This is a genomic window from Klebsiella sp. RIT-PI-d (genome assembly GCF_001187865.1).
Lineage (GTDB): Bacteria > Pseudomonadota > Gammaproteobacteria > Enterobacterales > Enterobacteriaceae > Superficieibacter.
In genome coordinates this window covers 2,164,493-2,186,018 of sequence record NZ_LGIT01000009.1, presented here as the reverse complement: position 1 = coordinate 2,186,018, position 21,526 = coordinate 2,164,493, and the positions used below count along the sequence as shown (strand labels likewise).

Genomic DNA, 21,526 nt, shown 5'->3' with positions numbered 1-21,526 from the left:
GATGCAATTGCGTAAATTACTTCTGCCTGGCGTGCTGTCTGTCGCGTTGTTAAGTGGGTGTTCACTGTTTAACGGCGAAGAAGATGTTGTGAAAATGTCTCCGCTGCCGCAGGTTGAAAACCAGTTCACGCCGAATACGGCATGGGATACCTCCGTAGGTAGCGGAATCGGTGAGTTTTACTCTAACCTGCATCCGGCATTTGCTGACGGTATTGTGTATGCAGCCGATCGTCGCGGTACGGTTAAAGCGATTAACGCTGACGATGGTAAAGAAGTCTGGACCGTGAGTCTGGCTGAGAAAAAAGGCTGGTTCTCTTCCTCTCCGGCGCTGCTGTCCGGTGGCGTAACGGTTGACGGCGGTCATGTTTATATTGGCAGCGAAAAGGCTCAGGTTTACGCGTTAAATACCAGCGATGGCAGCGTGGCGTGGCAGACCCAGGTTGCTGGTGAAGCGCTCTCTCGCCCGGTTATCAGCGATGGCGTCGTGCTCATTCATACCAGCAACGGCCAGCTTCAGGCGCTGAATCAGATGGATGGTGCCGTCAAGTGGACTGTTAACCTGGATATGCCGGCGCTCTCACTGCGCGGCGAGTCTGCACCGGTTACCGCATTTGGCGCAGCCATTGTTGGCGGCGACAACGGCCGGGTCAGCGCTGTGCTGATGGAGCAGGGCCAGATGATTTGGCAGCAGCGTATTTCTCAGGCTACTGGCCCGACGGAAATCGATCGTCTTAGCGATGTCGATACTACGCCGGTCGTGGTGGATGGGGTTATTTACGCGCTGGCGTATAACGGTAATCTGACGGCGCTGGATCTGCGCAGCGGGCAGATCATGTGGAAACGTGAACTGGGTTCAGTCAATGATTTTATCGTAGAAAACGGTCATATTTATATCGTCGATCAGAATGACCGTCTGCTTGCGCTGACGACTGACGGTGGCGTGACGCAGTGGACGCAAAGCGATTTGCTACATCGTAATCTGACTGCGCCAGCGCTGTATAATGGTTCTCTTGTCGTGGGTGACAGCGAAGGTTATGTACATTGGGTTAACCCTGATGATGGCCATTTTGTCGCACAGCAAAAACTGGATAGCTCCGGCTTCCTGACCAATCCGGTTGTCGCGGATGGTAAACTGCTTATCCAGGCAAAAGACGGTACGCTGTACGCGATTACGCGTTAATACCTCGCGTAATTAATGTTATCGACGGCTCCTGTAGTTACAGGGGCCGTTTGCTGTTTATAGAAATAGCGATATTAACGGCTATTTTTGAATGAATTTGAGTAAAAGAGGCTTTAAACATGATACCTGTGGTCGCGCTTGTCGGACGCCCTAACGTCGGAAAATCCACGCTATTTAACCGTCTTACACGCACCCGCGATGCGCTGGTGGCGGATTTCCCCGGGCTGACGCGTGACCGTAAGTACGGTCGGGCCGAAGTTGAAGGGCGTGAGTTTATTTGTATTGATACCGGCGGTATTGATGGCACGGAAGAGGGTGTCGAAACCCGTATGGCAGAGCAATCTCTGCTGGCTATTGAAGAAGCTGATGTCGTTCTGTTTATGGTTGATGCCCGTGCTGGCCTGATGCCTGCGGATGAAGGCATCGCTAAACATTTACGCTCGCGTCAAAAACCTACTTTTCTCGTGGCGAATAAAACCGATGGCATCGATCCGGATCAGGCTGTTGCCGACTTCTGGTCGCTGGGGCTGGGTGATATTCATGCCATCGCTGCGTCGCACGGACGTGGCGTAGTCAGTTTGCTTGAACACGTACTGCTGCCGTTTGTTGACGAGGTGAACCCACCTGAAGAGATCGACGAAGATGCTGAGTACTGGAAGCAGTTTGAAGCTGAGCAGAATGGAACTGAAGTCGAAGAAGAGGAGGATGATTTTAATCCGCAGGATCTGCCGATCAAAATTGCTATTGTGGGTCGTCCCAACGTCGGTAAATCAACGCTGACTAACCGTATTCTGGGTGAAGATCGTGTTGTGGTTTTCGACATGCCGGGAACCACCCGTGACAGTATCTATATTCCTATGGAGCGCGATGAGCGTGAATATGTGCTTATCGATACTGCCGGAGTACGCAAGCGTGGAAAAATCACTGAAACTGTCGAAAAATTCTCTGTTATCAAGACGCTACAGGCAATTGAAGATGCTAACGTCTGTTTGCTGGTAATTGATGCTCGCGAAGGCATTTCCGATCAGGATCTTTCGCTGCTGGGCTTTATCCTCAACAGCGGTCGTTCACTGGTGATCGTGGTCAACAAGTGGGATGGCCTGAGCCAGGAAATCAGAGAGCAGGTAAAAGAGACTCTGGATTACCGTCTGGGCTTTATCGATTTTGCCCGCGTGCACTTTATTTCGGCACTGCACGGTAGCGGTGTAGGTAACCTGTTTGAATCCATCCGTGAAGCTTACGACAGTTCGACGCGCCGTGTCAGCACCGCAATGCTAACGCGGATCATGACCATGGCCTCGGAAGACCATCAGCCGCCGCTGGTACGTGGACGTCGCGTTAAGCTGAAATATGCTCATGCCGGTGGCTACAATCCACCAATTGTGGTTATTCATGGTAACCAGGTGAAAGACCTGCCTGATTCTTACAAACGTTATCTGATGAACTACTTCCGTAAGTCGCTGGATGTTATGGGAACGCCAATTCGTATTCAGTTTAAAGAGGGTGAAAACCCGTTTGCGAATAAGCGTAATACCTTAACACCGAATCAGTTACGTAAACGTAAGCGTCTGATCAGTCACATTAAGAAAAGTAAGTAATTTGCTTTTCCCCCTTCTTTACGCCAGAGAAGGGGGATCAACATAACATTGAGGTGATGTATGGAACTGATTTGCCCGGTCTGTCGAAACCTCCTCGTCCGCGAAGGTGATACCGCGCACTGTACGGCCTGCAATATGGACTACCTGCTGGATGCCCGCTGCCCTGACTGCCAGCAGCCGTTACAGGTATTAAAAGCATGTGGTTCGGTAGATTATTTTTGCAAGTACGGACACGGACTTATTTCTAAAAAACGCGTTTTATTTTCTCTTAAAAATAACTAAACCAGAAATTAAATTTTTCTAAATTGAACCTCTTATTTTCGCTTGCTAGGATGAGATATTATCTATGGATAGATAGTCTCTATTTTTTAGTGCCTTATAGTAGCTTTACTAATATAAACGATTAATAATGGCAGAGTGTATTATTAATTTTTCTAATCTAATTGCCGCCATTTAGTTATACCAGGTTTTAGTTTTCCGAATGCGCATACGCTGTAAATAAAAATAGTTAATTAGACATGTAATAAATACAGGCGTATTTACCTCAAGTTATAATGATTGTAAATATGTCTATATTTTCTGATAGGTATACTGCGTATTAAAGCGTTATACACAGTATGCATTAATTACGATTAACTTAGGGATGGTTGTCGTATGGCGCAATGGATGCGCGTTATTATTTTACTATTAATACCGGCTGTCGCATTCTCCGTGTCTGCCGCCGATACGCCGGGAATTGTAGATTTAACAGAGTCTTCATTACCCGAGCTTGGCAGCGATACACCAGAACGGGATGATAGTGGCAAATCATATACGCAGAAAAGCGCTGACTATATTACCAATTCAGCGATGCAGGGTTTCGATAACCTTACACCAGCAGCACTTCAGTCTCAGGCCCGTAGTTATCTTCAGGGACAGATAACGTCATCTGCTCAGTCGTGGGTTGAGGGGCTGATGTCTCCTTACGGCAAAGTGCGAACCAATCTGTCCATTGATGAAACCGGTAATCTGGAAGGAAGCTCTCTGGATTATTTTGTGCCGTGGTATGACAATCAAACCACCCTCATTTTCAGTCAGTTTTCAGCCCAGCGTAAAGAAGATCGTACCATTGGCAACGTCGGTATTGGCGTACGTCGCAATGTCGATAACTGGCTGCTGGGGAGTAACGTTTTCTATGACTATGATGTTACTCGCGGGCATCGTCGCCTCGGTCTTGGTACAGAAGCATGGACTGATTTCCTGCGTTTTTCCGCTAACTATTACCATCCCCTTTCTGACTGGAAAGACTCCAGAGATTTCGAATTTTACGAAGAACGCCCGGCACGCGGATGGGACGTGCGTTCTGAAGCATGGCTGCCATTTTACCCGCAGCTTGGCGCTAAACTCGTCTATGAACAGTACTATGGCGATCAAGTGGCGCTATTTGGTACGGATAACTTACAAAGAGATCCTCATGCGGTAACGGTTGGTCTGAATTACACGCCGGTCCCGCTGGTCACCGTGAGTACGGACTATAAAGCAGGGACTGGAGACAATACCGACTTAAGCATCAATGCCACTATGACGTATCAGTTTGGCTCATCGATAGCAAGCCAGCTGGATCCTGATAATGTTAAAACTCAGCATTCACTGATCGGTAGCCGTACCGATTTTGTCGACCGCAATAATTTCATTGTGCTGGAATACCGGGAAAAAGATCCGCTGGACGTTACGCTTTGGCTTAAAGCTAACGAAACGAATGTGCACCCGGAGTGTATTATCCAGGATAACCCGGAAGCCGGGGTAGGTCTGGAAAAATGTAAATGGACGATCAATGCCCTCATCAATCATCACTACAAAATTGTAGCTGCATCCTGGCAGGCTAAAAATAACGCCAACCGCACTCTGGTCATGCCCGTGGTAAAAGCCAATACCCTAAGCGAAGGTAACAACAATCGCTGGGATCTGATCCTTCCGGCGTGGGTAAATGCCAGTACGGATGAGGAGCGAACTGCACTTAATACCTGGAAAATGCGTATTACGCTCGAAGATGAAAAAGGCAATACCCGCAACTCCGGGGTTGTGGAAATCACCGTGCAGCAGAACCGGAAAATTGAACTGGTGGTGAATAACGTTAGCGCTGTCAAAAGCACTGAGCATAGTCATGATGCCAGCGCCAGAGCTGACGGCATTGATGGCGTGGTTATGGATCTACTGTTAACAGATTCTTATGGAGAGTCGACCGATCGTAATGGTAAACCACTAACCGATGATGAGATGCTTTCTGAGCTGTACGACAGTAACGATCAAAAAGTTACCCTGGCTGCAAAACCTTGCACCTCTGAAGTGCCGTGTCTTTTTATTGCCAGCCGCGATAAGGCTGCGGGCACGATCACGCTGGCCAGTACGTTACCCGGCACATGGCGCTGGAAAGCCAGGGCCGAACCCTATGGTGACAGTAATTTTGTTGATATCACTTTCACCGGAAACGGGGCGGCAGACGTCCACCCTGTCATTTATCAATTAAATAATTCGAACCCCGTCAATCTGATTGCAAACGAGACCCGGCATCCCGGCGTTAATAATACCTATCGGTTCATGCTGTGGCGCGATCGCAACAACGATGGTGTTTTTCAGATGTCGGAACAGCTCACGGCCGAGGAAATGAAACAGTTCGACTACCAGTGGGAATTTACCGGTACCAGCGTTCGTGGACACACCGGTGCACAGGCGAATACCGCTAACGAGGATTTAGTTCTTCCTGTAACGAATAAAGAAGCAGCGCGGAAGTTTGATGCTGACTCAGCTGATGGTGTGCAGGGATATGGCATACGTGTGGTTTATACCCATAAATAGCGTCGGCAAGGCAGTTGCCGAATATAAGGAAATGGAGAATCTTAATGCAGGTAAATCTACAACGGCAGCTAACGAAAGTTGCTATAGCGCTGGCAGTGGCCGGGTATTGCTCATTCCCCGCCATGGCGGCCAACGGCAATCTGAAGGGCGGCCAGTGGCATATTGTCAGTGAAAGCACTGGTGCAATCCAGGGTACCGTACCCTGGATCACCCGCTCGGCAGATAACGTTGCTGAGGGGGATAAAAACCATGTGACGGTGACTATCGATCGCGGTACTCGTGTATTGAACGGCACTGAGGGTGATAAGCAGTTCCATGTCGGTGATAAAGTTTCCGTTAACTGGGCTATTGGCGATACCGAAGGCGATCTGGATGTGGGCAATGTGGCAACTAAAGCCACGGTTGTGTGGATGCGGTCTAAGCAGCAGGATGGTTCTGATGCAGTCGAAATCAGCGGCACAACCGGTCAGGACAGTTACACCATTAGGACCGAGGATGCTGACTACTATATTGGGATCAAAATCATCCCGACCACCACCACCGGCGATCCGAATATAGCACCTCTCCTGCAACTCTCCGACTTGTCTACGAATGCCGGCGGCGGTTCAGATGACGACGATATTCCGGAAGGTCCGGTTGTTGACGACAACGTTAAAGTCGTGATTTACGAGTCCGGCACCACCACTAATCTGCTGGGTAGCGATACTAAACTTAAAACCAATACCACCTATAAAGTTCTGCTGTGGAAAGATAAAAACGGCGACAACAAATACCAGACCGGCGAAGAAGTCACTGGCGATTACCACTACCGTTGGAAATTCACCGGTACCAGCCTGCAACTGGGTGCGGCCGGAGGCATCGTTAATGCCGCGCGCAATGATGGCGATCTGGTTATTCCGGTTACCAATGCCGAAGCAAAAACCGCGTTCGACAATATTGAGTCCGGCGGCGTTACTCTTGGCAACGATGGCGTCCAGGGGTATGGACTGTCTATCGATTACCAGCGCAAATAATGTGCAGCACTACCATTCCCGTAAGGGAATGGTAGTTTCCGCGCGTTTTGTTCAGCTAAGGGTTAAACAAAGCGTGTTGAGTTAACGGTAAAAACAGGTGGTAGGGTTAATGCGTGGCAGTCTGCAATTCAAAAGGGTACGCCGATTTTTAGTCGCGATACTGCTTATCGGGGGAGCATATCTTGCGCCCGTATCGGCTGCACTTAACGACGGTATATGGCAGGAGCTAAATACGTCAACAGAGGCTATCAATGGAACTGTTCCACAGGCAGATGGCGCAGCTATTCCGGTTTATCAGGGGAGTATTGTACTGAGCCCTGCGCAGGCGCATGAGGTTGCTTTCACTGCCATGCCGCATGACTTTAGCGTTGACGATAAATCCAGCGCATTGCAGGTCATTAATCCTGCTGATACGGAAGGCGATCTCTTTGCCGTTGCTCCCCTGCGTTGGGAGAACCAGCCTCCTCCTGTTCACTTAGTATGGGCTGATGCAGCCACGCCCGACACGCCGCTTAACCCTCAGCCTGAGGCGAATAAAAGTTTTTGCGCCCAGAATATGGCGGGTCGCCATCTCATTATCTGGCCGCAGGTAGACAGGCCCTCTGACGTCCAGCCGACGCTGTATCTTCAAACCTTAACCGGGACGCCTTACAGCACTGCCATCCCGCTATTAAACCAGAAGATCGCAATTGATATTACCGCAGCGGTTTCCGAACCGATCGCCGTCTCGGCCGATCATTTCGATACCACACTCAATGCTGCGAAAGTGAAAGCCGGTGAAAACATTACACTCACCATCACCACTCGTGATTGCCAGGGCGAAGCGGTAGGCAATACTGCCTTTACGATTATGCGAGGCGATGCGTTAAACCGGCAGGGAAGTGTGAATAATACCGCGCCGGTATACGTTGATAATACTGTCCTTACCACCACATCAACCGAATACCACGGCGTTACGGATATTAACGGTAATGCAACCGTGATCGTCAGCCAAAACAATGGTCCTGGAGTCAAAACACCGCTGGTGGTTAAGCCGTCGGGCAACGATACCTTAAGCGCAACTATCGCCGTGATATTCACCACGATGACCAGCCCGGATAACGCGGCTGCAAATATGTGGGGGCATATGTCCGATAACAGCACCATAAAAATTGACGGGGTATCGTATACGTTTACCCGTCCTGCGCTGGCAGCGGAAAGCAAAGCCGCAACCCAGAATGTCAGTGCGAATAATGAAACCTGGGCGCTGTTTAACTGGCATGACGCTGATGAATATTGTGATGTGCTGCCTGACGCGCGGCAGCTTACAGGACTGAAACTGGCGCGTGGCGATCTGATGACCACTATTGGATGGCCAGTAGCAGGTAACAATCAATATTGGTCATCTTCACCGGGTTCGCTGGCGTCTCATCATCTCGCCGTAAACATGCTCAATTACAACAGCGTCAATCAGGAACCGGATGACATATTCTCTGAGGTCAGCTGCGTTGATAAAGCATCACCAGCGTTAACACCGGTTCTGACCCTATCACTGGATAACATGGACAGCGGCTCAAATGCGGCGAAAGTGCAGGTAGGGCAATCCATTAGCATGAAGGTATCAATCACCGATAAAGCCACCGGAAAAGGATTACCCTATCGTTATTTCGATCTGTACGTCGGCGATGAGCAAAACCGTAAAGGACAAACTAATACGCAAGCCCGTGCTGAAGGCGTCGCTTTCGGATGGGAAGAGAATCCAGTATCAGTTGGGCTCGAAAGTGCCGGAACGCCGAATCGCTATCATGGCATAACCGATGCGAATGGTAATTTATCCATCAATTTAACCCAGGATCGTGGTGCAGGAGTATTAACTCCACTGCGTGTGGTATTAGCTGACGGTACAGAAGCGACTGCCAATGTTATTTTTACCGTACTAACCAGCCCCAATGTTGCGCAGGCCCGCATGTGGGGTCACATGCAGGGCGTAGTAGATGCGGGCAATATTTATAAGCGTCCTCTGCTTGCCGGCGAAGCAAAATCCAGTACCGGCGTCACAGTAGAGAACCATGAAGAATGGGCCACGTTCAATTCGGTGACGGCAGCGACCAGCCAGTGCGGCAAGGGACAAGTGCCGGGGCAAGCTACTCTGGATGCGCTATATAACGCGCATTCCGCAAACGCGATGTTCACCCGTTTTGGCTGGCCAACAGCTGGACATAGCTATATTTCTGCTGATACCGACGGCTCACAGACGATTGCGGTTAACCTGGCAAACGGTGCCGATGAAAAATTTACCGGCAGCCAGGCCAATTATCTTACCTGCTCAGGAAATGAACTGGTCACTCAGCTTGATGTGAAATTCAACAATGATGACAGCTCGCATCAGGCGTCAGCAAAAGTAGGGGAGGACATTATCATGACGGTGCATTCTGTTAATGCGCTGAATGGTTTAGTTGTCCCTGATGCCGTCTTTACGGTAACAATGACACACGGTAAGAATCGTAAAGGGCTGGTCACGGGATTTACCGACCCCACAGACGGAGCATTGTTGATAGACGGAGTCGCTTTTGGCCCTTCACAGGCATCAATGACCTATGAGGGAATGACCGATGAACAGGGTAATGCATCGTTGGTTATTTCTCAGCCACAGGGAGTGGGATTACTGACAACGTTAACTATCATTCCGGTCAATTCACTGATCACCACCCCCATTTCACGCAGCGTAAAGTTTACGGTACCCGGCAGCCCGGATACGCCAAAGGCGAACATGTGGGGTCACATGGCTGACAATATTACCGTCGGTGATCTGACATTTGAACGGCCAAAACTGGCTGGAGAAGTTAGCTCAGCCAACACAAGACTTGAAGACAATGAGACATGGGCACTGGTGACACACGCGAGTGCAAAAGATGATCTGCAGTCAGGGGGATGTACCGTAAACCGTTTGCCCCGTATCGACCAGCTGGAACAACTCTACGCTACCAATAGCGCAGGAAAAATGCATAGCATTCTGGGATGGCCTGTCGCTGAATCTTACTGGTCAGCCACCGCAGCCAGTAGCACGACCTGGAAAAATATGGCGCTGGATAACGGAACGACGGGCGTAAAAGGGGACGGCATTCTGTATACCAGCTGTCTTACCAGCGATAACCCGATTGCATCGAAGATTACTATTGTGCCTGTTGATAGCGGTCAATGGAATGAAAGCCTGAACGCGGCGAAGTTAAAAAAAGGTGAGACGTTACGCCTGAAAGTCACCGTGACTAACACGCAGGGCAATCCAGTACCGGACGCTGCGTTCACTCTTAGTCGTGGTGATGGCTATACGCGCCAGGGGATAAAACACATTGCTGGTAGCGGCGACAATATTGTATCGCCTGTGATAATCGACGGTGAGTCACTTAATGACACCATAACCAAAATTGGTGGTCTGACAGGCCCGGACGGCAGCAAAATTATCAGCATTACTCGTCCGAATACGCATGGCACGAAAGTAGCCATTACCGTAGCGCTGTACGGTAACGATAGCGTTAGCGCCAGCATTGAAACCATCTTTACAGTGATAACCAGCCCTGATAGCGATAAAGCCCTGATGTGGGGGCACATGCCGGAAACGGTAACCGCCACGGATGGCACCGTATTCAGGCGTCCGCTGCTGTCAGCCGAACTGCCCAACGATGCTCTCGCCGGAAGCAATACTGAAGATAATGAAACCTGGAGCACCGCCGATTTTCACGGGATTTCTGGCATATGCGGCAGGGATAAAGTTCCTTCTCTTGCGAATTTGCAGGCGCTGTATGCAGCATGGCCGCAGGGCGCAATAAATACCCGGCAAGGGTGGGCCGTTGAGGGTAAAAACTACCAGAACAGCACGGCGGATCTTAGTCGTTCAGCAGAAACGCGCTACGTTAAGTCGCTGGATTTGAATAATAACGCTATTACCTCGCAGCTATGGAGTGAAAAGCTTTATTTCGCCTGTCTGCGCGACGCTCAACCCGTGGCCACACGGCTGACATTGACCTCATCTGCATACGATAACGCGAGCGGCGCTGCAAAAACTAAAACAGGAGAGACCCTTCCTGTCGTCGTCACGACGCTGGATGCGCAGGGGAAACCTGTCGGCAACGTGCCGGTAATTTTTTTACGCGGCGACAGCGTAGGGCGAGCTTATAGCGATGCTAACAAAACGCCGGCTGCAGATATTTTGCTCAATCACAGGCAGAGCTTAAGCAGCGGCGTAAGCTATTACGCGGCAACCGGCGAGGATGGCACGCTGAAGCTGGATATCAATCAGGATGGAGGGGCGGGTTTTAAAACGCCGTTACAAGCCTCAATAGAAAACGTTGGCAATACTACCCAGACCCTGCCGGCCGTTTTTACCGTTTTAACCAGCCCGGATACTGAAAAAGCCAACTACTGGGGACATATGCCTGAAACGGTCAAAGACAGCGAGGGTACGGTCTACAGGCGTCCCATGCTGTCGAGCGAGTTTAAGGTCATACCGAGCAACGTGGTAAAAATTCCCAACGGCAGTTACGACATCGGAGAAACATGGGGATTGATAACATTAAATTCTGCCTGGGCTGGGACCAACGAGGGATGCGGCCAGGCCAATCTGCCGACGGCGGCAAATCTACAAACATTATACCAGACATACCCTGACGGCATGATGCGCAGCACTAATGGATGGCCAGTTAGCAGCAGCGCGAGCAGCAGTCAGAAATGGTGGGCTGGTGATTACATTCTTTCGGACGATGGTAAATCAACGCTGTATGCGATGGTGAATCTGCTCAGCGGGGGAAACATTATAGCGACTAATAATTCCTATGCGGTGAATATGCAGACGTGCCTGGCTACGCCGAGGAGAACGCCAACAAGTGTGACGATGACGCTCACCGGGTCAGAAGATACCAACGGTATTGCAAAGGCGAAAAAGGGTGAGCAGATAGCCGCGATCGTGACGCTGAAGGATGCTGCTGGTCAGCCGGTCAGTAACGCACTGTTAAAGATTACGCGCAGTTCTTCAACAACGCGTGCGGGTGATATCTATGCGACCTCGGTTTCCGATGTAACCGACGATATTACGCTTAATGACATACATTCTTCAGATGCGCTCACCACATTCTCAATGGATACTTCGGTGAAGTATGTGTATTTACATACGGATGCTCAGGGGCAGGTATCATTTGCGATTAAACAAGATCAGAGTGCAGGTCTGAAAACCACAATGACCGCGACAGTGGTGGATAATACCAGGCTCACTGACAGTAAAGATATGATCTTCACGGTGATAACCAGTCCTGATAGCGACAAAGCCAGGATGTGGGGGCACATGCCGGAAACGGCAATCAACAGTGCGGGCATCACCTTCCGCCGCCCGCTGCTCACAGCAGAAATGCCGGTATCGGTTTCCAGCTTTATTTATAATAGTGAATACTGGCCGCTAGTGACCGCGTTGAATACGCAAAAAGCAGGCATGACCGGCTGCGATCCGGCTTATCAGCCGCTGTTGAAAAACCTGCAAACATTATACGTTGATAACTTCGGTACGCCTGGTGGTCTGGAAACCAACTATGGCTGGCCGGTCGGTTCGGATCAAGGCTGGTGGACAGTAGACAGGACGGCCAGCAGTGGCAACTATCAGTTCATTGATCTGAGGACGGGTGGCAGCAGTTCTACAGCCTCGTCAGGAGCATTAAATGCACAAGTTTGTCTGAAAGAGCCTCATGCGCCGTTAACTGCTAATAATTAAACCGAAGCGTTAACGTCATTTGCGCAGAACAACTTGTCTACGTATTTCCGGTGGCACGGCGGGTGGGATAACGCCACCGCTGTGGCTTATAATCAACAGGAAAAAGTGGATAACAGGTAATGAAGACTAACGCGCTTTACGCGAGCGCGTATTTTTTTGCGGGGTCACCGTGGTGACCTCGCTTTCGATCCAGCCGTCCTCGAGGCGGGTCTTAATGATATCGCCCATATGGACCTGCTTCACTTTCTTCAACACTTTACCCTCGTCGATAGTGGCCACGCTGTAACCGCGTGCCAGTGTCGACAGCGGGCTGACGGCCTCCAGATGAGCAGCACTCGTACCAAACCGCTCCCGCGCCGCACTCAGATGCGCGCGGATGTTTGCGGTCAACTGGTACTCCAGATGCTGGATCCGTGATTGCGCCCGATGTATGCGCGACTGAGGATTGTATTGATAAAGACGCTGCTCAAGCCGTAGCTGCTGCTGTGTTGTTCGCTTAATCTGATTATCAATAGCCAGATTAAGCCGCTGATGTAACCGCTCAAGCGCCGTCTGCTGACGGGCCAGCCGTAACTGGGGATGCTGCTGCTGTAAACGATGAAAGACCTGAGTAAAACGACGCTGACCACTTGCCAGATAGTAATCCATGGCCATTTCCAGCCGCTGCTGCGCGGCCTGCATTTGCCGTAACAACTCCTGCTGGTTACGGCTCACGATCTCAGCGGCAGCAGACGGCGTTGGCGCTCGTTGGTCGGCAACAAAATCGGCAATCGTCACATCGGTTTCATGACCCACGGCGCTAACCACCGGAATGGCACTGGCGAAAATAGCCCGCGCCACGCGTTCGTCATTAAAGCTCCATAAATCTTCCAGAGAGCCGCCACCGCGCCCGACAATCAATACGTCACATTCATGACGCAGGTTTGCTAATGCAATAGCGCGCACGATTTGCGCGGGCGCATCATCACCTTGTACCGTCGTCGGATAAATAATGACCGGCAGCGAAGGATCACGACGTTTCAACACGTGCAGAATATCGTGCAGTGCCGCGCCGGTTTTCGAGGTGACAATGCCAATACATTGCGCCGCAGCGGGAAGAGGCTGTTTAAACTGTGGGTCAAACAACCCTTCAGCCTGCAATTTGATTTTCAATTGCTCATACTTCTGCTGGAGCAAACCTTCACCTGCGGGCTGCATACTCTCAACAATAATCTGGTAATCACCGCGGGGTTCATAAAGCGTGATCGTTGCGCGCACCAGGACCTGCTGGCCGTGCTGCGGACGAAATGTGACCCGACGATTACTGTTGCGGAACATAGCACAACGCACCTGAGCGGTGTCATCCTTAAGCGTAAAGTACCAGTGCCCGGATGCAGGCTGGGTAAAGTTGGAGATTTCACCGCTGATCCACACCTGTCCCATTTCGCGCTCAAGCAGCAAACGCGCGGTCTGATTAAGGCGGCTAACGGTATAAATGGCAGGCGATTGAGATAGCGACATGTGAGCGGGATCAAATTTTAAATCAGCAGGTTATTCAATCGATAGTAACCTGCATGGTGATGAGCGCAAGTTTTTTTCGCAAAAAAATGTAGAAGCAATCGGTTACGCTCTGTATAATGCCACGGCAATATTAAAATCATCCTGGTTAGAGATATTGCCCATGCTACGTATTGCCAAAGAAGCCCTGACGTTTGACGACGTCCTCCTTGTTCCTGCACATTCCACCGTTCTGCCGAATACCGCTGACCTCAGCACGCAGTTGACTAAAACCATTCGCCTGAATATTCCTATGCTCTCCGCAGCCATGGATACGGTGACAGAAGCGCGTCTTGCCATTGCCCTGGCGCAAGAAGGTGGTATCGGTTTTATCCATAAAAACATGTCTATCGAACGCCAGGCTGAAGAAGTCCGTCGTGTGAAGAAGCATGAGTCCGGGGTCGTTACCGATCCGCAGACGGTTCTGCCCACTACAACATTACGTGAAGTTAAAGAGTTGACTGAACTTAACGGTTTCGCCGGGTATCCGGTAGTGACCCATGATAACGAACTGGTGGGGATCATTACCGGTCGTGATGTCCGTTTTGTTACCGATTTGAGCCAGCCGGTCAGCGTCTACATGACGCCAAAAGAGCGACTGGTCACTGTACGCGAAGGTGAAGCGGGCGACGTTGTGCTGGCTAAGATGCACGAAAAACGTGTTGAAAAAGCGCTGGTTGTTGACGATAGCTTCCACCTTATCGGTATGATCACCGTAAAAGATTTCCAGAAAGCAGAACGTAAGCCGAACGCCTGTAAGGATGAACAGGGGCGTTTACGCGTTGGCGCAGCGGTAGGGGCTGGCGCAGGCAATGAAGAACGTGTAGATGCGCTGGTCGCCGCAGGAGTTGATGTGCTGCTGATCGACTCCTCACATGGTCACTCTGAAGGCGTTCTACAGCGTATTCGTGAAACCCGTGAAAAATACCCGGAGTTGCAAATTATTGGCGGTAACGTAGCCACTGGTGCAGGCGCTCGTGCGCTGGCTGATGCAGGCGTGAGCGCGGTTAAAGTCGGTATTGGCCCTGGCTCTATCTGTACCACACGTATCGTCACCGGCGTGGGCGTTCCGCAGATCACCGCCGTTTCTGATGCCGTCGAAGCGCTGGAAGGCACCGGTATTCCGGTTATTGCAGACGGCGGGATCCGCTTTTCCGGCGACATTGCTAAAGCTATTGCCGCAGGTGCAAGCGCGGTTATGGTCGGTTCAATGCTGGCCGGGACTGAAGAGTCCCCGGGTGAAATCGAACTGTATCAGGGCCGTTCTTATAAATCCTATCGCGGAATGGGGTCTTTAGGTGCGATGTCCAAAGGGTCTTCCGATCGTTACTTCCAGACGGATAACGCGGCCGACAAACTGGTACCGGAAGGTATTGAAGGTCGGGTGGCCTATAAAGGCTATCTGAAAGAGATTATCCATCAGCAGATGGGTGGACTGCGTTCATGTATGGGCCTCACCGGCTGTGGTACCATCGATGCACTGCGTACTAAAGCAGAATTTGTGCGTATCAGCGGCGCAGGTATCCAGGAAAGTCACGTTCACGATGTGACCATTACCAAGGAATCCCCGAACTATCGTATGGGGTCCTGATTCTTTCCGCGCCCGGTTCTACCGGGCGTTTTGTTTTTGTTTCATTTGCCCTGGAATTAGCGTCAATGACGGAAAATATTCATAAACATCGTATCCTTATTCTTGATTTCGGTTCTCAGTACACTCAATTGGTCGCGCGTCGCGTACGTGAACTTGGCGTTTATTGTGAGCTGTGGGCGTGGGATGTCACAGAAGCGCAAATTCGCGATTTTAATCCGAGTGGCATAATCCTTTCCGGCGGCCCGGAAAGTACGACGGAAGAGAACAGCCCGCGTGCGCCGCAGTACGTTTTTGAAGCGGGCGTGCCGGTATTTGGCGTTTGTTATGGTATGCAGACCATGGCAATGCAGCTGGGCGGGCATGTTGAAGGCTCGAACCAGCGCGAATTTGGCTATGCGCAGGTTGAGATTAAAACCGATAGCGCGCTGATCCGCGGTATTGAAGATTCCCTTACCGCCGATGGCAAACCGCTGCTGGACGTCTGGATGAGCCACGGCGATAAAGTCACTGCTATCCCGGCTGATTTTGTAACGGTTGCCAGCACCGAAACGTGCCCATTTGCCATTATGGCGAATGAAGAAAAACGTTTTTACGGCGTGCAATTCCATCCGGAAGTGACCCATACGCGTCAGGGGCTGCGGATGCTGGAACGTTTTGTTCGCGATATCTGTCAGTGTGAGGCTTTGTGGACTCCGGCCAAAATTATTGATGATGCGATTGAACGAATTCGCCAGCAGGTAGGTAATGATAAGGTCATTCTCGGTCTCTCTGGCGGCGTTGACTCCTCTGTTACCGCAATGCTGCTGCATCGCGCCATCGGTAAAAACCTGACCTGCGTTTTCGTTGATAACGGTCTGCTTCGTTTAAATGAAGCAGAGCAGGTGATGGATATGTTCGGCGACCATTTCGGTCTGAACATCGTTCACGTTGAAGGTGAGGCGCGTTTTCTGAACGCGCTGGCGGGTGAAAACGATCCGGAAGCAAAACGTAAAATCATTGGTCGCGTGTTTGTTGAAGTGTTCGACGAAGAAGCGTTGAAGCTGGAGGACGTTAAGTGGCTGGCACAAGGGACTATCTATCCTGACGTGATTGAATCAGCTGCTTCTGCCACCGGTAAAGCGCACGTTATCAAATCTCACCACAATGTGGGCGGCCTGCCAAAAGAGATGAAAATGGGGCTGGTCGAACCGCTGCGTGAGTTGTTTAAAGATGAAGTGCGCAAAATCGGTCTGGAACTTGGCCTGCCGTACGACATGCTTTACCGTCACCCGTTCCCGGGACCGGGACTTGGCGTGCGCGTACTGGGTGAAGTGAAGAAAGAGTACTGTGACCTGCTGCGGCGTGCGGATGCAATCTTTATTGAGGAGTTGCACAAAGCCGATCTGTACAACAAGGTTAGCCAGGCATTCACCGTATTCCTGCCGGTTCGTTCAGTTGGCGTCATGGGTGATGGACGTAAATATGACTGGGTGGTGTCCCTGCGTGCGGTTGAAACCATCGATTTTATGACGGCACACTGGGCGCATCTGCCATACGATTTCCTTGGCCGCGTTTCTAACCGCATTATCAATGAAGTTAACGGCATTTCCCGGGTAGTTTATGACATCAGCGGTAAACCGCCAGCCACTATTGAGTGGGAATAACCTTTACCCGTAGTCTGGAAAGACGGCCCCTGGCCGTCTTTCTAACATTTGGGTCTGAAAAAGCTAGCGTGGGTTGGACGTTTCTGCGATCAGGCTGGACTGCTGCGTTTGCTTTTTGTCCTGGTGATGATGCCATGCACCAATGGAGGAGTAGACTAAGCGTCCGAAAAGGAAGAAGAAACTGATAAGCAATACGATACGGGTCATACGACTGTTAAATCGATGTCGGTTTCGCATACTGGTAACCTGACTCACAAAAGGTCCTTTAAGATATACCCACACACGGGGCGATAAGTACATTAAGACACAGTGTGACGGATGGGTCAATTGAATGTAATGTAAATTTCTGTTAGCTAATTCATCATTAATTGTTATTGGTTATAGTTAATATATTTTTATTATAAATTAATAAGTGCGACTAATACCGATGAAAGGTAATAATTAGTTAATGGGTAAGCCGTATTTGATTTATATCAAAAATAACTTTCCGTTAATAACTAAAATCAAAGAAGTTGCACTATGCGAAATGAGTTTTTGCAGCTTTGCTGCCGGGTGGGATACCTGTTTGATCATACCCCGCAGGATGCAGGGTTTTCTGCTGAGCATTTATGAAACTAAGTAAAGCCTACGTAAAATACAGAGATAAATGGTGGGGGCTACCGCTTTTTTTGCCTTCGTTATTACTCCCGTTGTTAAGCAATGCCAATACGTTTGCCCATATTAGTACAGGGACCGTTGTTCTTTTTTTTCTGCCTATGGCATTAATGATAAGCCTGATGCTATTTTTCGGCTGGGCCGCTATACCCGGCATGATTATTTCACTATTTTTATATAAATACGAATGCGGGGAGGTAGTCAGGAATGCCCTTATTGTAATCCACTTTATTATTCCTGTGATATTAAGCTGGGCGGGCTATCGTGCCTTCACGCCAAAACGGCGAAATATTTCTCATGGTAATGTCAAATTGATGTGCCAGAGAATTTTCTGGCAGGTGTTTTGTCCTGCGACGCTGTTTCTGGTGCTTTATCAACTGGTGGGCTTTTTCGATATCTACAACCTTCGCCAGAATCTCAATGGTGCAACGCTGTTTATTATTAATGTGCTAATCAACTATCAGGCACTACTGGTAGGAAACCTGGTGGGAGTGCCATTTTGCTACTATCTGATTCGTATTCTTCGCCATCCACCCTACATTCGTGCTTATCTTTCGCAAATGCGTTTGCAGTTCGATCCTAAAGTGACCAAAAAAGAGGTAGGCGTGTGGATCGTGTTGTTTAGCGGATTGATGGTGATGCTCTGTATGCCTCTGCACCATAATAGTTCGATCTTTAGCACTAACTATACACTATCCTTAATTTTACCCGTTATGTTGTGGGGCGCAGTCCGTTACGGCTATCGCTTTATGTCGCTGATATGGGCGCCGGTACTCGTTATCTCGATTCATTATTTTAATGGCTATATTCCTCTGTTTATCGGCTATGAAACCCAGCTAGCCATCACATCTTCCAGCTACCTGGTCTATTCATTTATTATTATTTTTATCTCTGTACTCACCATGCAACAGCGGTTGATCAACCGACGGGCACGTGCGCTGGCCTTCCTCGACCCCGTTGTTCACTTGCCAAATTTGCGTGCGCTAAATCGCTCATTATACTGTTTTCCGTGGTCAGTACTGTGCTTCCTGCGCATTCCGGAACTGGAAATGTTAGGCCGTAATTATGGTGTGTTACTGCGTATTCAGTATAAACAGCAGCTGGCTAACTGGATTAACCTGCAACTGCAAGCTGACGAAGGGGTTTACCAGCTATCCGGGTATGATCTGATATTTCGTCTGAATACAGGAGCGTACCATGAACGCATTGGCGAAATTGATCGCCACATTAAGAAATTTCGCTTTATCTGGGACAGTATGCCACTACAGCCGCAGGTAGGGCTGAGCTATTGTTACGTCCGCTCACCGGTGACGCATATTTACCTGCTGCTTGGGGAGCTAAGTACGATTGCCGATCTTTCTCTGGCAACCAACCATCCTGAAAATTTACAAAGGCGTATTGCCACTAATCTTCAACAGAATCTTAAAGATAAGGTCTTATTGATGAATCGGTTGCAGCAGGCGCTGGAAAGAGATGAGTTTTGTTTGATGGCGCAGCCCATTCAGGGCGTTCGCGGCGATGATTATCACGAAATTTTAATCAGATTGAGGGGTCCGAACGGCGAGTTAATAAGTCCTGATGACTTTTTACCTGTTGCCCAGGAATTTGGCCTGTCATCACGTATTGATTTATGGGTACTTGAAAACACGATGCGTTTTATCGCCAGACAGCGGGAGAACATGCCCGCCTGCCGCTTTTCAATCAATCTTACGCCAGCTTCGGTATGCCGCGCTCAGTTTTATCAGGATGTGAAAAACCTGTTGAGCAACTATCAGGTACAAGCATGGCAGCTAATTTTTGAAGTCACGGAAAGCGATAGTCTGGCAAATGTTGAACAAGCCAGGCATACCCTGGAAAAACTGCAAAAAATGGGCTGCTCAATTGCTATTGATGATTTCGGTACTGGTTATGCGAGCTATGCGCGCCTGAAAAGCGTGAATGCAGATATTCTTAAAATCGACGGCAGTTTTATCCGTACTATTGTTTCTAATAGCTTTGATTATCAAATCGTCACCTCGATTTGCCATCTGGCCCGAATGAAAAAGATGCAGGTTGTTGCCGAATATGTTGAAAACGAAGAGATACGCACCGCTGTCGTTTCGTTAGGGATTGATTATATCCAGGGCTATTTAATTGGTGAACCTCAGCCGCTGGAGTCGCTCATCACTGAAAGGCACCCAGAGGATGCCGTCAGGATAAATCAGGGCGCAATGTCGGCTGAGGTGTCTTCTTCAATCTGAAGATGCCAGCCGGTAACTGCTTCCCAGTACTGCTGCTCTTTTTCAAGGTCGAGAAACACCAGTGCGTTCTGGCTAAACCAGCCGTGCGGGAAACGTAATGTCCAGTGATTGTCATCGGTAGAGAGCGTCAGGGAAGGCGGGGTCGTTGTCGCCTGACGCTGGTTATTCAGCAGCACGCCAAGACGTAAAAGCTGGATTAGCGGTAAGAACTGTTTTTTCTTAAACAGGGTAAAACGGGGCAGATCGTCAAGCTTAATGGCTTTGCGATGATAGCGAACCAGTGTCGCCATCATGGTTTGCTGCTCCTGATTGAACCCGGGCAAATCGCTATGTTGCAGAATGTAGGCTGAGTGACGATGTAGCCCGCTATGATTGATGTTCAGCCCCACCTCATGCAGCATTGCCGCCCATTTCAGCAGCGCTTCCAGCTGCGGATGCATCAATTTTGGCTGCTGTGATTGCCACTGCTCATACATTTGCATCGTGGTATCAAGCACGCGTCTTGCCTGGTCGCTGTCAATATTGTACTGATTAGCAAGGCTTTTGGCCGTACGACTACGGACGTCATGATGGCGAAAGCGACCTTCCATTTCATACAGAACGCCTTCACGGAGCGCCCCGTCTGAAAGCCGTAGCTCACGGATCGCCAGCGCGTCAAAAACGCCGCACAGAATGGCCAGGCCTGGGACAAATACAGCTTTACGCTCTTCCGAGAGGCCCGGAAGGCTTAGTGCATCGAAGCTATGATGTTTAAGCAGTTCCGCAACTAGCTTATCAAGGCGTTCCGGCGTAATGAATCCATCTTTTTCACCCATTGCCAATAACGCTTCGTGGGCCGCTTTGATCGTGCCTGAAGCTCCCAGGGCGACATTCCAGCCTTGAATACGAAACTGCCAGCTCAGCGTTTCCAGCTTCTGCGCCGCCGCCATGCGGGCACGCTGGAAGTTTTCTTTACTGATAACCCCGCCGGAAAAATAGAGCTGTGCGAAACTGACGCAGCCCATACGGCGACTTTCGACCAGTTTAGGCTCGAAGTCTTCACCAATGACCAGCTCCGTGGAGCCGCCACCGATGTCGATCACCAGCTTGCGTCCTTTTTCTGGCTGCGTATGTTCCACGCCCATAAAAATCAGTCGGGCTTCTTCATTGCCTGAAATGATTTCAATCGGGTAGGGAATAACCTCTTCAGCCCGCCTGAGAAACTCGTTTGCGTTTAGCGCCTGACGCAAAGAATGCGTCCCCACAATGCACACGCTCGACGAGGAAAACCCCTGCAGCCGTTCCGCGAACAGGGAAAGGCAGCTCAGACCACGCTGCATTGCCTCTTCACTCAGCATATTGTCGTCGCCAAGACCGTCCGCCAGATGCACGCGCTGCTTAAGGCGACCAATGATTTGCATCGCGCCATCTACCACGCGGGCAATGACCATATGAAAACTGTTTGAACCAAGATCGACCGCCGCAAACTCCTGCGGTCGTGGTGACATGTCATGTATTGGCAT

Annotated in this window: 11 protein-coding genes and 1 pseudogene; 9 read left to right on the top strand and 3 right to left on the bottom strand. The window is 50.0% G+C overall.

All coding sequences use genetic code 11. The features are described 5' to 3' along the window. Position 1: 1 nt before the first annotated feature. The 6 genes and pseudogenes from bamB to AC791_RS16510 form a co-directional block, all read left to right on the top strand. The gene (bamB, locus tag AC791_RS16535; RefSeq protein ID WP_049841487.1) at positions 2-1,180 is read left to right on the top strand and encodes an outer membrane protein assembly factor BamB; all 1,179 of its coding nucleotides are present in this window, start codon (positions 2-4) and stop codon (positions 1,178-1,180) included. A 119-nt stretch (positions 1,181-1,299) separates the two neighbouring features. Continuing rightward, positions 1,300-2,778: a ribosome biogenesis GTPase Der gene (gene der / locus AC791_RS16530; RefSeq protein WP_049841486.1), complete on the top strand. Its 1,479-nt coding sequence runs from the start codon at positions 1,300-1,302 to the stop codon at positions 2,776-2,778. 60 nt (positions 2,779-2,838) lie between these two features. Continuing rightward, positions 2,839-3,060, top strand: coding sequence for a zinc ribbon domain-containing protein (locus tag AC791_RS16525; RefSeq protein ID WP_049841485.1), 222 nt, complete (start codon positions 2,839-2,841; stop codon positions 3,058-3,060). A gap of 372 nt (positions 3,061-3,432) precedes the next feature. Next, positions 3,433-5,613, top strand: a complete 2,181-nt coding sequence (gene sinH, locus AC791_RS16520; protein ID WP_049841484.1) for an intimin-like inverse autotransporter SinH — start codon at positions 3,433-3,435, stop codon at positions 5,611-5,613. Positions 5,614-5,657: 44 nt separating this feature from the next. Continuing rightward, entirely contained in the window at positions 5,658-6,626 is a 969-nt protein-coding gene (locus tag AC791_RS16515) for a SinI family autotransporter-associated protein (protein WP_049841483.1), read from the top strand. A 121-nt stretch (positions 6,627-6,747) separates the two neighbouring features. Continuing rightward, positions 6,748-12,321 (top strand): annotated as a pseudogene (locus AC791_RS16510) (adhesion domain-containing protein); the annotation flags it as partial. A gap of 165 nt (positions 12,322-12,486) precedes the next feature. Here the strand turns inward: AC791_RS16510 and xseA are convergent. Beyond that, entirely contained in the window at positions 12,487-13,860 is a 1,374-nt protein-coding gene (gene xseA / locus AC791_RS16505) for an exodeoxyribonuclease VII large subunit (protein ID WP_049841481.1), read from the bottom strand. 160 nt (positions 13,861-14,020) lie between these two features. Here xseA and guaB point away from each other — a divergent pair, with 160 nt between their 5' ends. Further along, positions 14,021-15,487 carry an IMP dehydrogenase gene (gene guaB / locus AC791_RS16500; protein ID WP_049841480.1) on the top strand — a complete coding sequence of 489 codons (1,467 nt, stop codon included), beginning with the start codon at positions 14,021-14,023 and terminating at the stop codon, positions 15,485-15,487. A gap of 65 nt (positions 15,488-15,552) precedes the next feature. After that, the gene (gene guaA / locus AC791_RS16495) at positions 15,553-17,130 is read left to right on the top strand and encodes a glutamine-hydrolyzing GMP synthase (RefSeq protein WP_049841479.1); all 1,578 of its coding nucleotides are present in this window, start codon (positions 15,553-15,555) and stop codon (positions 17,128-17,130) included. Positions 17,131-17,193: 63 nt separating this feature from the next. On the opposite strand, the gene AC791_RS20005 is transcribed toward guaA, so the two are convergent. Beyond that, positions 17,194-17,367 (bottom strand): YfgG family protein, encoded by a 174-nt coding sequence (locus AC791_RS20005; protein WP_199485510.1) that lies wholly within the window; start codon positions 17,365-17,367, stop codon positions 17,194-17,196. A 371-nt stretch (positions 17,368-17,738) separates the two neighbouring features. On the opposite strand from AC791_RS20005, the gene AC791_RS16490 reads away from it, so the two are divergent. Continuing rightward, positions 17,739-20,024 carry a sensor domain-containing phosphodiesterase gene (locus tag AC791_RS16490; RefSeq protein WP_049841478.1) on the top strand — a complete coding sequence of 762 codons (2,286 nt, stop codon included), beginning with the start codon at positions 17,739-17,741 and terminating at the stop codon, positions 20,022-20,024. On the opposite strand, the gene ppx is transcribed toward AC791_RS16490, so the two are convergent. Continuing rightward, positions 19,985-21,526, bottom strand: coding sequence for an exopolyphosphatase (gene ppx, locus AC791_RS16485; protein WP_049841477.1), 1,542 nt, complete (start codon positions 21,524-21,526; stop codon positions 19,985-19,987). The genes AC791_RS16490 and ppx overlap by 40 nt on opposite strands.

What these genes read in the sequence shown, in the direction of transcription:
- AC791_RS20005 (WP_199485510.1), bottom strand. Translation starts at nt 17,367, where the DNA reads ATGCGAAACCGACATCGATTTAACAGTCGTATGACCCGTATCGTATTG.
- bamB (WP_049841487.1), top strand. Translation starts at nt 2, where the DNA reads ATGCAATTGCGTAAATTACTTCTGCCTGGCGTGCTGTCTGTCGCGTTG.
- guaB (WP_049841480.1), top strand. Translation starts at nt 14,021, where the DNA reads ATGCTACGTATTGCCAAAGAAGCCCTGACGTTTGACGACGTCCTCCTT.
- sinH (WP_049841484.1), top strand. Translation starts at nt 3,433, where the DNA reads ATGGCGCAATGGATGCGCGTTATTATTTTACTATTAATACCGGCTGTC.
- ppx (WP_049841477.1), bottom strand. Translation starts at nt 21,526, where the DNA reads ATGCCAATACATGACATGTCACCACGACCGCAGGAGTTTGCGGCGGTC.
- xseA (WP_049841481.1), bottom strand. Translation starts at nt 13,860, where the DNA reads ATGTCGCTATCTCAATCGCCTGCCATTTATACCGTTAGCCGCCTTAAT.
- AC791_RS16490 (WP_049841478.1), top strand. Translation starts at nt 17,739, where the DNA reads ATGAAACTAAGTAAAGCCTACGTAAAATACAGAGATAAATGGTGGGGG.
- guaA (WP_049841479.1), top strand. Translation starts at nt 15,553, where the DNA reads ATGACGGAAAATATTCATAAACATCGTATCCTTATTCTTGATTTCGGT.
- AC791_RS16525 (WP_049841485.1), top strand. Translation starts at nt 2,839, where the DNA reads ATGGAACTGATTTGCCCGGTCTGTCGAAACCTCCTCGTCCGCGAAGGT.
- der (WP_049841486.1), top strand. Translation starts at nt 1,300, where the DNA reads ATGATACCTGTGGTCGCGCTTGTCGGACGCCCTAACGTCGGAAAATCC.
- AC791_RS16515 (WP_049841483.1), top strand. Translation starts at nt 5,658, where the DNA reads ATGCAGGTAAATCTACAACGGCAGCTAACGAAAGTTGCTATAGCGCTG.